General features: G+C 69.8%; 9 protein-coding genes. 4 read left to right on the top strand and 5 right to left on the bottom strand.

The window, feature by feature from the left end; translation table 11 throughout:
• Positions 1–103 precede the first annotated feature (103 nt).
• Together ACIBK3_RS43345 and ACIBK3_RS43340 are read left to right on the top strand one after the other, a co-directional pair.
• Positions 104–1261: an acyl-CoA dehydrogenase family protein gene (locus tag ACIBK3_RS43345; protein WP_399373878.1), complete on the top strand. Its 1158-nt coding sequence runs from the start codon at positions 104–106 to the stop codon at positions 1259–1261.
• A 122-nt stretch (positions 1262–1383) separates the two neighbouring features.
• A complete protein-coding gene (locus ACIBK3_RS43340; RefSeq protein ID WP_399373876.1) occupies positions 1384–1743 on the top strand; it encodes a four-helix bundle copper-binding protein in 360 nt (119 codons plus the stop codon).
• A 121-nt stretch (positions 1744–1864) separates the two neighbouring features.
• Here ACIBK3_RS43340 and ACIBK3_RS43335 read toward each other — a convergent pair whose 3' ends face one another.
• Positions 1865–3169: an LCP family protein gene (locus ACIBK3_RS43335; RefSeq protein WP_399373875.1), complete on the bottom strand. Its 1305-nt coding sequence runs from the start codon at positions 3167–3169 to the stop codon at positions 1865–1867.
• Positions 3170–3288: 119 nt separating this feature from the next.
• On the opposite strand from ACIBK3_RS43335, the gene ACIBK3_RS43330 reads away from it, so the two are divergent.
• The gene (locus ACIBK3_RS43330) at positions 3289–3846 is read left to right on the top strand and encodes an acyl-CoA thioesterase (RefSeq protein WP_399373873.1); all 558 of its coding nucleotides are present in this window, start codon (positions 3289–3291) and stop codon (positions 3844–3846) included.
• A gap of 195 nt (positions 3847–4041) precedes the next feature.
• Here ACIBK3_RS43330 and ACIBK3_RS43325 read toward each other — a convergent pair whose 3' ends face one another.
• Positions 4042–5493, bottom strand: coding sequence for an LCP family protein (locus tag ACIBK3_RS43325; RefSeq protein ID WP_399373871.1), 1452 nt, complete (start codon positions 5491–5493; stop codon positions 4042–4044).
• 163 nt (positions 5494–5656) lie between these two features.
• Between ACIBK3_RS43325 and ACIBK3_RS43320 the strand changes: the two genes are divergently transcribed.
• Positions 5657–6694 (top strand): glycosyltransferase family 2 protein, encoded by a 1038-nt coding sequence (locus ACIBK3_RS43320; protein WP_399373870.1) that lies wholly within the window; start codon positions 5657–5659, stop codon positions 6692–6694.
• An 89-nt stretch (positions 6695–6783) separates the two neighbouring features.
• Here ACIBK3_RS43320 and ACIBK3_RS43315 read toward each other — a convergent pair whose 3' ends face one another.
• The 3 genes from ACIBK3_RS43315 to ACIBK3_RS43305 all read right to left on the bottom strand — a co-directional run bounded on the left by ACIBK3_RS43315 (position 6784) and on the right by ACIBK3_RS43305 (position 12159).
• Positions 6784–8496 (bottom strand): LCP family protein, encoded by a 1713-nt coding sequence (locus ACIBK3_RS43315; RefSeq protein ID WP_399373869.1) that lies wholly within the window; start codon positions 8494–8496, stop codon positions 6784–6786.
• 145 nt (positions 8497–8641) lie between these two features.
• Positions 8642–10348 (bottom strand): LCP family protein, encoded by a 1707-nt coding sequence (locus tag ACIBK3_RS43310; protein ID WP_399373866.1) that lies wholly within the window; start codon positions 10346–10348, stop codon positions 8642–8644.
• A gap of 77 nt (positions 10349–10425) precedes the next feature.
• Positions 10426–12159, bottom strand: a complete 1734-nt coding sequence (locus ACIBK3_RS43305; RefSeq protein WP_399373864.1) for an LCP family protein — start codon at positions 12157–12159, stop codon at positions 10426–10428.
• Positions 12160–12190: the final 31 nt, after the last annotated feature.

Raw genomic sequence — 12190 nt, 5'->3', positions numbered from 1 at the left:
GTCGCCAAGGTCACGTATCACTCGGATGGGCGGACCCCTAAAATTTGAGTTACTTAACGGTAATTAGCGCCAGCATCGCAGCGTCTTTGGAGCGTGAGAGACCTTGGCCGGATCGGCTGACTTCGACCTGTACCGCCCGTCCGAGGAGCACGACATGCTCCGTGACGCGATCCGTTCACTGGCCGAGGCGAAGATCGCCCCGTACGCCGCCGCGGTGGACGAGGAGGCCCGCTTCCCGCAGGAGGCGCACGACGCTCTGGTGGCGGCCGACCTGCACGCGGTGCACGTACCGGAGGAGTACGGCGGCGCGGGTGCCGACGCGCTGGCCACGGTGATCGTGATCGAGGAGGTCGCCCGTGCCTGCGCGAGCTCCTCGCTCATCCCCGCGGTGAACAAGCTGGGCTCGCTCCCGGTGATCCTCTCCGGCTCCGAGGACCTGAAGAAGAAGTACCTCTCCCCGCTGTCCAAGGGCGACGCGATGTTCTCGTACGCCCTGTCCGAGCCGGACGCCGGCTCCGACGCGGCCGGCATGAAGACGAAGGCGGTCCGTGACGGCGACCACTACGTGCTGAACGGCGTGAAGCGCTGGATCACCAACGCGGGCGAGTCCGAGTACTACACGGTGATGGCGGTGACGGACCCGTCGAAGCGCTCGAAGGGCATCAGCGCCTTCGTGGTCGAGAAGTCGGACGAGGGCGTCTCCTTCGGCGCCCCCGAGAAGAAGCTCGGCATCAAGGGCTCCCCGACCCGCGAGGTCTACCTCGACAACGTGCGCATCCCGGCCGACCGCATGATCGGCGAGGAGGGCACCGGCTTCGCCACGGCGATGAAGACCCTGGACCACACCCGCATCACCATCGCCGCCCAGGCCCTCGGCATCGCCCAGGGCGCCCTCGACTACGCCAAGGGCTACGTCAAGGAGCGCAAGCAGTTCGGCAAGCCGATCGCCGACTTCCAGGGCATCCAGTTCATGCTCGCCGACATGGCCATGAAGGTCTCCGCCGCCCGCGCCCTGACCTACCAGGCCGCCGCCGCCTCGGAACGCGGCGACGCCGACCTCACCTACCTGGGAGCCGCCGCCAAGTGCTTCGCCTCCGACGTGGCCATGGAGGTCACCACGGACGCGGTCCAGCTGCTCGGCGGTTACGGCTACACGCGGGACTACCCGGTGGAGCGGATGATGCGCGACGCGAAGATCACGCAGATATACGAAGGCACGAACCAGGTCCAGCGCATCGTCATGGCCCGCAACCTCCCGTAGAGCTCCCCTCTGGTTTCCCTCTTCGGATTCCCTCCGTCCGCCCCGTGGCGGACACGCGCCGACGGGCGTAGGACGGAGGTGCGGGGTCCGATCCCGCGGTTCCCGCCACCGGAGGAGGAACCATGCAACCCACCACGACCGAACTCAGCAAGGAGACCCAGGACTGCATCGAGGCGTGCATGGCCTGTCACAGCGCATGCGAGGAGACGATGAGCTCCTGTATGCAGAAGGGCGGCGGCCAGGCCCAGATGCAGATCATGCGCGCGCTGATCGACTGTTCCGAGACGACCCGCATGTGCTCGGACATGATGATGCGCCGCTCCCCGATGTCCGCCGACATGTGCGCCCTGTGCGCCAAGGCCTGCGACATGTGTGCCGAGGCCTGCATGTCGATGCCCGACGACCCCCAGATGATGGCCTGCGCGCAGGCCTGCCGCCGCTGCGCGCAGACCTGCCGGACGATGGCGGGCGCCACGACGTGACCCACCCGCCGCACCCCAGGGCACCCCACCGGGGTGCCCCAGGGGCTGTCGTTTGGACAGCCCCTGGTCCCGACGCGGCGGAGCACCGCGTCGAACGGTGCTCCGTTGCCGCCCGGGCCGCCTACTTGACCGTGACCTTCTCGTCGTTCTTCAGCTCGTCCACCAGGGTCTTCACCTTGGCCTTGTCCCAGACGAGGTTGCCTCCGGTGGAGCCGGAGATCGGCATGTTCATCGACGTGCCGTCGCCGCCGTTGACGCCCTTCATCGCCCAGAACATCTTGCCCAGGTCGTACAGGCCCATGTCCTTGTCGACGATCAGCGAGTCCAGTCCCGCGCCCATCGTCGGGTACAGCTTGAACGGGTTGAGGATCGTGCCGGGGGTGGCGACCTGGTTGGCGAGCGCGTTGAGGAACTTCTGCTGGTTCTTCGTGCGGTCCAGGTCGGAGCCCGCCAGCGCGTACCGGGTACGGACGAAGGCGAGGGCCTGCTCGCCGTTGAGGGTCTGCTTGCCCGCCGCGAAGTCGGCGCCGGACTTGGTGTCCTTCATGCCGCCCTTCGGGATGTCGATCTCGACCCCGCCGACCGCGTCCACGATGTTCGCGAAGCCGGCGAAGCCGATCTCCACGTAATGGTCGATGTGCAGGCCGGTGTTGAACTCGACGGTGCGCACCAGCAGCTCGGGGCCGTCCTCGGCGTAGGCCGCGTTCAGCTTCACGTGGCGGCCCGTGCCCTTGTACGTCTTGCCGGACTCGGAGCCCACGAACGTCGGGATCTCCACGTCCGAGTCACGCGGCAGCGAGATCAGCGTGTCGCCGTTGCCGCCGGTGTGCAGGATCATCATCGAGTCCGTGCGCTTGCCCTCGGCGGACCCGGTGTGCAGCTTCTTCTTCTCCTCCGAGGACATGCCCGCGCGGCTGTCGGAGCCGACGATCAGGTAGTTCGTGCCCTCGCCGGTCTCGGGCCGGTCGATGACCTTGGACAGGTCGACCTCGCGGTTCAGCTTGGAGTCGGCCCAGAAGTACGTGGCCACGGTGGTCACGACCAGCAGGGTCGTCACGGTGATCGCCGTCCACTTGATCCGGCGGCGCCAGTTCGGCGCGGGCCGCGGACCACGGCCGCCGCCGGGGCCGCCCGGACCGCCGGCGCCATCGCCGCCGTAGACCTGGCCGGTGTTGTAGCCGCTGTCGTACCCGTTGCCGTAGGCGGAGTCGTCACCGCCGTTGACGTACGACGGCTGCTGCGGGACCCCGCCGGCGTACGGCGGGGACGCGGGGCCGGGGCCGTACCCTCCCTGCCCGGGGGGCGCCGCCGGACCGCGGCGGACCTGCCGCATCACGCGGGCGCTCTCGGGCTGTGCGCTCGCGCTGCCGCGTCCGTACCGGCTGCCACGGTTGTCGTCGGACCTTGCCTCGGGCCAATCGCTCATGGGGCCCAGTGTGCAGGGCGGAGGTACGCCCCTTACAAGGTTCGTCGGAAAATAAGGGCAGTGCTGTTGCGAAGCTGACACAAAATCCCGGCTTGTCACGTCCGCATAAGGTGGAGGCCATGACAGACCAGGCCCCCACTGCGGAATCGGAAACTCCGGATATCCCGGGCAAGCCGATCTCGGCCTCCCGCACCACGCTGAGCCACATCATGACCCACGCCGACACCAACCTCCTGGGCACGGTCCACGGCGGAGTGATCATGAAGCTGGTAGACGACGCGGCGGGCGCCGTGGCCGGCCGGCACAGCGGCGGCCCCGCCGTCACCGCGTCCATGGACGAGATGGCGTTCCTGGAGCCGGTCCGGGTCGGCGACCTTGTCCATGTGAAGGCCCAGGTCAACTGGACCGGCCGGACCTCGATGGAGGTCGGGGTGCGGGTGCTGGCCGAGCGCTGGAACGAGTCCACCCCGGCCACCCATGTCGGCTCGGCCTACCTCGTCTTCGCCGCCGTCGACGCCGACGGCAAGCCCCGCCGGGTGCCTCCGGCGCTCCCGGAGACCGAGCGGGACAAGCGCCGCAACCAGGAGGCCCAGATCCGCCGCACCCACCGCCTGGCCCGCCGCCGGGAGATCCTGGAGCTGCGGGAGCGACGGGCGGCGGACGGGTTCGAGGACTGAGGGCGCGGGACGTCCAACGGTGGAACCGGGGACACCGGGGCCGGAACCCCGACGCGTCCCGACGTCACGACCGCCCCGGCTGCCCTGCGGTCTCGGCGTCGGGGTCGTCGCCGGCGCCGGGTGCCGACTGCCCCGATCCCCCCGGCCGCCCCGGCCGCCCTGACCGACCCGGCAGGCCCCGGCCGCCCCCGGCCGTCACGCACACCCCGCGTCGTCCCCCCGCATCACCCCGAACTCCCCCTGATACGGATCCTCGGCCTTCACCTTCCGCACCTTTCGGAAGTCCGCCCCGGCGACCACCTTCAGCGTCGCCCCCAGCCCTTTCACCGCCCGCAGCTCGCTGCCCGGCAGGGCTGTCGCCAGCGACTTCGCCGAGCGGTCCCAGCGGGGGTCGTAGGCGACGACGGTCCGCTTCACGGCGCGGTCCGCCGCGCGTACGGGCTGCCGCGTCGTACGGAACCCGGTCGCCGCCAGTGCCGCGTCCACCCGGCTGCCGAGCCCGTCCGTCGGAGTCCCGTTCTCCACCTGGACCCGGATCTGCTGCGGGGCCACCGCCACCCGCACGGCCCTGCTCCTCGGGCGGTGCACGGCCAGCGGTTCGTCCTCGCGCAGGGAGCGGAAGAGCCGCTCGGACTTCTCCGGGTCCCACTTCAGCGTCGAGCCGACGCCCTTGACGACGTATCCCATCCGCCCGATCGGTACGGTCGTGAACTCCGAGGACGACGGGGAGAAGTTCCGCATCGCCCGGCCCAGGTCCAGCAGCTCGGCCGTGCCGAAGCCCTTGTCGGCGCGTACGGAACCCAGGACGGCCCGGGCCACGTCCCGGAACTTCATCGGGTTCAGCAGGATCCCGGAGGAGGTCGCCCGGTCGATCAGCGCGGCCAGGAAAAGCTGCTGGCGCTGCATCCGGCTCAGGTCGGAGGCGCCGTCGACGTGCCGGGCGCGGACGTACTGGAGGGCCGGCCCGCCCCGCAGGACGTGCGGTCCGGGCCGGAGGTCGAGGCCGGTGTACGTGTCCTTCATCGGCTCGACGGTGCAGATCCGCACCCCGCCGAGCACGTCCACCGTCTTCATGAAGCTGGTGAAATCGACCTCCAGATAGTGGTCGATCTTCACATGGGTCATGCTCTCTACCGTGCGCACGGTGAGGTTCGGTCCGCCCTCCGCGTACGCCGCGTTGATCTTGATGGGGTGGCCGTGGTGCCGTTCCCCGGTGGTCCGGTCGGTGTGCTCGGGCGTCACGGCGTACGAGTCGCGTGGCAGGCTCACCACGCTCGCCCGCTTCCGGCCCTCCGAGATGTGCACGATCATGATCGTGTCGGTGCAGTGGCAGGGCGCGCCGCCGAGCCGGTACGCGTGCCGCTCGGCGGCGGTGATGTGGTCACGGCCGTCGGTGCCGACCAGCAGGACGTTCATCCCGTGGCCGGCCCGGGGCCGGTTCTTCATGTCCTTGAAGGGGTCGACCCGGGCGATGTCCGCGTCGATGCTCGTGACCACCGCGTGGCCGATCCCGGCGGAGGCGAGGACGACGACGGACAGGATGGTCACCGCCCGCATGGCCCAGCGAGGTTTCTTCCGCCGTACGGGCGGCCGTGGGCGGCGCTGGGGCGGACGGGCGGCGGGGGATCGGCGGGGCGGCGTGGGCATGGAAGGACACCTCCGCTGGGGCCGGTCCGGCCGGACCGGGCCGACTCGGATGGGGGGCCGTACGTGGGATCGTGAGCACCGTAGGCCCATACGATCTGCGACCCGGGGCACCTCCCGGGCGGCGCGCAAGGGCGTCCCCCGTTCGCGGTAACGTGATCCCCCTATGAACGCCAATCCCGACGTGCAGCTCCCCGCCGTATCTGTGATCATGCCTGTCCTCGACGAGGAGCGGCATCTGCGCGGAGCCGTCCAAGCGATCCTCGCGCAGGAGTACGCCGGCGAGATGGAGGTCGTGATCGCCCTCGGTCCGTCCACGGACCGCACGGACGAGATCGCGGCCGAGCTCGTACGGGAAGACCCGCGCGTCCACACCGTCCCGAACCCCACCGGTCGTACGCCCGCCGCGCTGAACGCCGCGATCAGGGCTTCCCGCCATCCGATCGTCGTCCGCGTCGACGGGCACGGCATGCTCTCGCCGAACTACATAGCGACCGCCGTCCGGCTCCTGGAGGAGACCGGCGCGCAGAACGTCGGCGGCATCATGCACGCCGAGGGTGAGAACGACTGGGAGCACGCGGTCGCCGCCGCGATGACCTCGAAGATCGGCGTCGGCAACGCGTCCTTCCACACGGGAGGCGAGGCAGGCCCGGCCGAGACCGTCTACCTCGGCGTGTTCCGGCGCGAGGCGCTGGAGCAACAGGGCGGCTACAACGAGGAGTTCATCCGCGCCCAGGACTGGGAGCTCAACTTCCGGATCCGCGAGGCCGGGGGACTGATCTGGTTCTCGCCCGAACTGAGGGTGTCGTACCGGCCGCGGCCGAGCGTGCGGGCCCTGGCCAAGCAGTACAAGGACTACGGCCGCTGGCGGCACGTCGTCGCCCGCTACCACGAGGGCTCCATCAACCTGCGCTACCTCGCCCCGCCGACCGCGGTGTGCGCGATCGCGGCCGGGATCGTGGTGGGCGCCGCGCTCACCCCGTGGGGCTTCGTGATCCCCGGCGGCTATCTCGCGGCGATCGTCCTCGGGTCCCTGCCCGCGGGCAAGGGGCTGCCGATGAAGGCCCGGCTGCAGATCCCGGTGGCTCTCGCCACCATGCACATGTCGTGGGGCTGGGGCTTTCTGACCAGCCCGAAGTCGCTGGCGAGGAAGGTCATCGCCTCCCGGCGCCCGGCGGTCCACGCGGACGCCACCGCCGGCTGACGAGAAGCGAGGGGGCGACCTCGGACCGACGGTCGCCCCCGTCCCGCCAGCTCACCGGCTCAGCTCGCGGTCCCGCTCAGCTCACCGGCTCAGCTCGCGCACTGCACCTTGTCCGCCGTGGACTTGTTGTCCAGGTCCGGCGTCTTCACCGAAGCGGCGTTGAGCTTGACGCCCGCGCCCTTGAAGTCCGCGCCGAGGGTCAGGGTCATCGTGGGCAGCCCCTGGGCGTTGGTGACGCTTTTGCCCGGCTTCATCGCGGCCCCGGACAGGCCCATCAGGTCGGCGAGCCGACGGGCCTGGTCGGCCTGGTCGGGGGCGTACTCCAGGGTGGTCTTCGGCTGGGTGACACCCGCGTTGCCCGCGTTCTCGGACTTGCTGACGCCCGCCTGGGTCTGCAGCCAGGAGAGCTGCTGCTGCGCGCTGCCGGCCGGGGCGCCGCCGTTGAGGATGCGCACCCGCACCTGGGAGGCGTCCGCCTTGGGGCCCTTGAGACGGGCGGCCACCTCGGCCTTCTCCTTCACCTGCTGCTGCTTGACCTCCGTGAAGGACACATCCTCCTTGATCATCTGGAAGACCTGGGGGGCCGTCACCTCGTTGACGACGACCGTCGCCGGGATTTTCTCGGCGGGGTTGTCCTTCACCGGGATCGTGGTGAAGGTGATGTTCTTCGTCGGAACCTTCTTCAGCTCCAGCGCGATGTCCTTGAGGGTGCCGACCTTGCCGATCGCCTCGTCCACGGTCAGCGCCTTGGTCGCGGCCTCGGCCAGCTTCAGCAGCTTGGTCGGGCTGGTGAGGGTGTCGCCGGAGGACATCTCGCGCATCAGCGAGCCCAGGAACTGCTGCTGCGCCTTGATCCGGTCCAGGTCGCCCCGGTTGCCGAAGCTGTGCCGGGTGCGCAGGAAGGCGAGCGCCTTCTCGCCCGCGACCGTGGACTCGCCGGCCGGCAGGACGAGCTTCGACTCCTTGTCGTTGACCGGCTTCGTCACGCACACCTTGACGCCCCCGACCGCCGTGGTCAGGGTCTTCACCGCGTTGAAGTCGGCCATCATGAAGTGGTCGGGCTGGATGCCGGTCGTCTCCTTCACCGTGCGCATCGTGCAGCCCGGGTCCCGGCCGCCCTCGCCGAGGCTCCGGTTGAACCGGGCGCCCCGCAGCCCGGGAACGACCTTCTCGGTGCCGTCCTCCTGCTTCGTCGGGCAGTCCGGGATGTCCACGATCAGGTCGCGGGGGATGCTGAGCGCGGTCGCGTTCGAGCGGTCCTTGGCCACGTGCAGCAGGATGTTGGTGTCGGCGTGGCCGACGCTGCCGGCGTCGCCGTAGCCCTCGTTGCCCTCGCCGGTGCGCTTGTCGGTGCCGATGACGAGGATGTTGAAGGCCTCGTCCTTCTTGAAGCTGCCGGCGCCCGCGTCACCGACGTCGGTCGTCTTGACGTTGCCCTCCAGATGCCGGAGGTAGAAGTAGCCGGCCCCCGCGGCGGCGACCAGGACGAACGCCATGGTGCCGCCGGTCCATAACAGGGCCTTCTTGGCCTTCGACTTCTTCTTCTCCGGCCGGCGTCCGCGCCGCCCCGGCAGCGGCTCCCCCGGCCCGGTGGGCCGTCTGCGCGGGGACGGGACGTCACGCCCGGGGGACGCGGGCGGCGCCGTACGCGCACCGCCCGCACCCGCTCCGCGCGACCGGGGAACCGCCGACTGCGGTGCGGAAGGGCCCAGTCGCAGTTCGTATTCGCCGGTCTTCGGGTTTAACACCCACTGGTCGGCGGGGTCGATGTGCTCCGCCCGCCCACGGCCTTGTGTGTCCACCGTTGTAGGAATCCTCCGTCTGGGCCAGATCTCGTGGCCGGGGATCACCTGGAGCGCTCACACTATCCGCACACTTCCGCGTCGAGTGAATATTCCTGAGGATTGAGGGGCGGATGAAGGGAGTTGAGGGCCAGATGCGGGCCGGCTACCACTGGTACGGCGGGTACACGTCCATGCACTTGCCGGTGTCCGCCCCGTTGAGGGCATCGGAGTTGTCGGGCAGGTCACCGGCCTTGGGCGCCGACTCCTCCGGATACGCCGTCCCCGTACGCCAGTCGGCGCCGACGACGACCGTGACGCCGGACACGTCCGTCGACTTCTTCACCGAACTCACCGGAATCCCGAGGGACTTGGCGACCGCCTGGGCGTCGCCCTCCAGTTCGGCGCTCGGGTAGCGCACCACGGTCCGCTCCTCGGAGGTGGACGCCGAGGTGTCCCGGGCCGCCCTCGTGAAGCCCTTGCCGACGAGCGCGTCGGCGATGGCGCCCGCGCGTCCGGAGACCGGGCCGAGCGTGGAGGTGCGGGTGGCGTTCTGCACCAGCACACCGATCTGGTCCTTCGCCGCGGCGGGGTCCTCGCTGGTCTTCTGGGCGCTCGCGGTCTGCTTCGCCTCCGTCTTCGAGCCCTTGTCGTCGAAGGGCACGTCGTCGCGGATCATCGCCCACATCTTCTCGGCGTCGGCGCCGGCGGGCAGCAGGTGGTCGCTGTTCTGCGGGTCCTGCACGGTCGGCATCGTCGTCATGGTGATGCGGTCCGTGGGTACCGTCTTGAGCTGCATGCCGAGGTCGTACAGCTTCTTGACCGTGCCGAGCTCCTCCGAGACCTTCAGGGACTTGGTGGCCGCCTCCGCGAGGTCCATCAGCCGGCCGGTGTCGGTGAAGACGTTCTGGTCCTTCAGCGTGCGGATCATCGAGTTCATGTACATGTGCTGGGCGCGCGCCCGCAGCGGGTCGCTGCCCCAGGCGTGCCGGGTACGCAGCCACTGCAGCGCCTGCTCGTCCCGCACCTTCGTCTTGCCGGCCCTCAACTTCAGTCCGGAGCCGCCGGACACCCTGGGCAGCGGGCGGTCCCACACGTTCTGGTTCACGCAGACCTCGACGCCGCCGATGGCGTCGGCCATGCTCACCACGCCCGCGAAGTCGATCGTCATCCAGTGGTCGATGTAGATCCCGGTGAGGTTCTCCCAGGTGGTCAACGTGCAGCCGGCGCCGCCGCGGGCCAGCGTCTCGTTGATGATCCTGTTGGTCGCCGGGTATTTCTCGCCTGTCTTCGGGTCCTCGCACTTGGGGATGTCGACCCGGGTGTCGCGCGGAATGCTGACCACCGCGGCGCTCTTGCGGTCCGCCGACAGGTGGATGAGCATCTGCACGTCGGCCAGCGGCGGAGCGCCCACGCTCTCCCGGTGTCCGCCGAGCTTCAGGTTCTCGGCGGAGTTACGGCTGTCGGAGCCGATCAGCAGAATGTTCACCGGCGTCTGGCCGGCGGCGTTCGGCTCCGCCTTGTGCGCCTTGGAGTCGCCGCTGCTGCGCGCGCCCTTCTGGATGTTGTGGTTGAGGTGCTGGATGTACAGGTATCCGGCGCCGGCCGTGCCGAGTATCAGCACCGCGAGCGTCGTAGCCGACCAACGCAGCACCCGGTGCTTGCGCCCGGGCCGCTGCCCGCGGCCTTTCCCGCCGCGCCGCTGCCCGCCGCGCCGTCCGCCGTGGCCGCCCGCCGTTCGGCGTCTGCCGGAGCCGTCCCCGCCGCCCGCCTCGCCGCCGGACCGCTCCCCGCGCCGGCCGCCCTCCCGGCCCGCGTCGTCCGGCCGGACATCCGGCCGGGTCCCCTCCCCGTGCACACTGCTGTGCGTCATGTCCCCTGTCTCCCCACCCTCGCACCATTGAACGGGCCTGTCGTACGTCCCCTTAGACGTACGACAGGCCCCTCAGGTCACTTGGCGCACTCGACCTTGTCGGCCGTGGACTTCTGGACTCCCTCCGGCGCCTTTGTCGGAGTGGTGAGCGATTCGCCCGCGCCCTTGAAGTCCTTGCCCAGGGTCAGCGTCATCGTGGGCAGGCCCTGGGAGTTGGTGACGCTCTTGCCCGGCTTCAACGCCGATCCGGACAGCCCCATGATGGCCGCGAGCCGTCGGGCCTGGTCGGCCTGGTCGGGAGCGTACTCAAGCGTCGTCCTGCTCAGCTCCGCTGGCGCGTTGCCGGCGTTCTCGGACTTCAGCACGCCCGCTTCGTTCTGCAGGTACTCCAGCTGCGCCTGCGCGCTGCCGGCCTCCGCGCCGCCGTTGAGGATGCGCACCCGCACCTGGGAGGCGTCCGCCTTGGTGCCCTTCAGGCGGGCGGCCACCGCGGCCGCCTCCTTCTTCTTCTGGGCCTTGACCTCGGTGAACGACACATCGTTCTTGATCATGTCGAAGACCTGCGGCGCCGACGAGGGGTTGACGACGACGGTCGCCTTCACCTTCTCCGCCGGGTTGTCGATCACCGGCACGGTGGTGAACGTCAGATTCTTGACGTTGAGCTTGCCCAGCTCCAGACCGAGGTCCTTCAGCTTGTTGATGCTGTCCAGCTGGGAGTCGACGGTCAGCGCCTTCGTGCCCGCCTCCGCCAGCTTGATCATCTTGGTCGGGCTGGTCAGCGTGTCGTTGGACTTCAGCTTCCGCATCAGGGCGCTCAGGAACTGCTGCTGCAGGGTGATCCGGCTCAGGTCGCCGCCGAACCCGACCGCGTGCCGGGTACGGACGAAGGCGAGCGCCGTCTCGCCGGAAATGTGCTGAGTGCCCTTCTTCAAGTTCAGGTGCGAGTCCGGGTCCTTGATGTCCTTGCCGAGACAGACGTCGACCCCGCCGACCGCCGTGGTCAGCGTCTTGACCGCGTTGAAGTCGGCGACCATGAAGTCGTCCGGCTTGATCCCCGTCAGCTCGGTCACGGTCCGCATGGTGCAACTGGGCGTCCGGTCGTCCTGGCCGAGGCTGGTGTTGAAGCGGACGCCGGTGGTGCCGGGGATGACCTTGGTCGTGCCGTCCTTCTGCGTGGTCGGGCAGTCCGGGACGTCCGTGATCAGGTCGCGGGGGATGCTGAGCGCGGTCGCGTTCGTCCGGTCCTTCGAGACGTGCAGCAGGATCGTGGTGTCGGCGTGGCCGACGCTGCCGGCGTCGCCGTAGCCCTCGTTGCCGGAACCGGTGCGCTTGTCCGTGCCGATCAACAGGATGTTGATCGCCTTGTCCTTGCTGAAGCCGCCGGTGCTCGCGCCGTCATCGGCGACGGATTTTATGTTGCGGTTGAGGTGCTCGACGTAGAGGTACGCGGCGCCGGTCCCGGCCACCAGTACGAAAGCCATCGTGCCGCCGGTCCACAGCAGGATCTTTTTGGCCTTCGGCTTCTTCTTCACCGGCCGGCGCCCGCGCCGGCCCGGCAAAGGCTCCTCCGGCACACCACGGCGCCTGCGCGGCGCCGGGACCGCGGGGCCCGGCGCGGGCGGCGTCGCCGTACGTCCGCGTGCCCTGCCCGTGCCGACCGCTCCGGTCGGCACGGCGGCGCGCGGTCTGGGGACCGCCGACTGCGGTGCGGAAGGGGTCAGTCGCAGTTCGTATTCACCGGTGTTCGGATTGAGCACCCACTGGTCTGCGGGGTCGATGTCGCCCGCCCGCCCACGGCCTTGCGCGTCCACGGTTGTCCGTTCCTCCGTCGGGGCACGCGGC

The sequence above is a fragment of the Streptomyces sp. NPDC050287 genome, from assembly GCF_044459385.1.
Taxonomy (GTDB): Bacteria; Actinomycetota; Actinomycetes; order Streptomycetales; family Streptomycetaceae; genus Streptomyces.
This window is presented reverse-complemented; position numbering and strand designations above follow the sequence as displayed.

Coding starts and splice junctions, on each gene's coding strand:
- ACIBK3_RS43310 (WP_399373866.1), bottom strand. CDS start 10,348: ATGACGCACAGCAGTGTGCACGGGGAGGGGACCCGGCCGGATGTCCGG.
- ACIBK3_RS43325 (WP_399373871.1), bottom strand. CDS start 5,493: ATGCCCACGCCGCCCCGCCGATCCCCCGCCGCCCGTCCGCCCCAGCGC.
- ACIBK3_RS43320 (WP_399373870.1), top strand. CDS start 5,657: ATGAACGCCAATCCCGACGTGCAGCTCCCCGCCGTATCTGTGATCATG.
- ACIBK3_RS43340 (WP_399373876.1), top strand. CDS start 1,384: ATGCAACCCACCACGACCGAACTCAGCAAGGAGACCCAGGACTGCATC.
- ACIBK3_RS43335 (WP_399373875.1), bottom strand. CDS start 3,169: ATGAGCGATTGGCCCGAGGCAAGGTCCGACGACAACCGTGGCAGCCGG.
- ACIBK3_RS43330 (WP_399373873.1), top strand. CDS start 3,289: ATGACAGACCAGGCCCCCACTGCGGAATCGGAAACTCCGGATATCCCG.